Here is a 1,111-nt window from a genome sequence, read left to right as displayed (position 1 = left end):
GGCCCGTGGTGATGTTCGCGAGCGCCGGCGCCGGCGCGCTGGGTTTCCTGCGCGTGGCGCCGCTGCTGCCGCTGTATGCCGGGCTGACGCTGGTCGCGCTCAACCTCGCGCTCGCCACCGCCGGCTCCGCGTTCAGTCCCTGGCCGGACCGCCCCGGGCCCCAGCCGTCCGGTCCGCCAGATCCGGCGGATCCGCCCGCCCGGCCCGATCCGCCGCATCAGCCCGATCGGCTTGATCCGCCCGAGCGGTCTGCGTGACGTCGGTACACAGAAGAGCCCACGGCTCGTCCCGCACCCGGGTCATCACCACCGTCATGGTGCGGCCCCCCGGGACCAGGTGCCGCCGGGCCGGCATCAGCCGCCGCCGGATGGCGTCCACATCCCCGGCGAGTCCGCGCCGGCGCACGTCGAGTGCGCCGATGCCGGCCTCGCGCACGGCCGCCGCCACCCGGCGCACGTCGAAGGCCATCTCGGCCTCGACCCGCAGCGTCCGCGCGAACGGGGTCGCCAGCGGCCGGTCAGCGCCGAGAAACGCGATCCTCGGGTCGATCTGCCACCCGCCGACCAGGCGGCCGAGCGTGCCGACCAGCCCGGCCCGGGTGACGGCGGGATTGGGGTCGAAGAGGTACTCCCCCGGCGGCCGGACCGGGAGCGGGACGGGCCCGCCACCGCCGCTGTGACCGCCGCCCGGGCGGCCGTGGTCGCGGTCGTCACCGACGGGGTCCGGCTCACCGGTCAGCGTCACCACCCGTGGCCCGGTGGTCCCGGGCACCGACCGGTCACCCGGGCCGAGCAGCACCGTCGCCCGCCGGGACGCCGTCGCGAGCGCGGGCGAGAACAGCACGGACTCCTTGAGGCCACGTCTGTCCGCGACGAACTCGATCTCCCAGCCTGGCGGGACGAGCTCCACCGGGAGCCCCGGAGCCGCCTTGACCGCGACGGCCTCGACCCGCTCGGTCAGCCCGAAGCACCAGGCCAGCGGGGGCTCACCGGCGCCGGCGGACATCCGCCGCTCGCCGCCCCGCCGCGCAGGATCGACGAAGACGCCGTCGACGCCCGTCAGGCCGACATCCCGGACGTCCGCCGCAAGGGCCTCGACCCCACCGGACCCA

1 protein-coding gene is annotated in these 1,111 nt (G+C 76.8%); it reads right to left on the bottom strand.

Features of this window, described 5'->3' with window-relative positions; translation table 11 throughout:
• Positions 1-132: 132 nt before the first annotated feature.
• Positions 133-1,111 (bottom strand): class I SAM-dependent methyltransferase (locus FMEAI12_RS22070; RefSeq protein ID WP_112107688.1); only part of this gene is annotated, 979 nt, incomplete at its 5' end.

The sequence above is a fragment of the Parafrankia sp. Ea1.12 genome (assembly GCF_900465275.1).
GTDB lineage: Bacteria > Actinomycetota > Actinomycetes > Frankiales > Frankiaceae > Parafrankia > Parafrankia soli.
The sequence above is the reverse complement of the archived record's forward strand: the minus strand, read 5'-3'. Positions and strand labels throughout refer to the sequence as shown.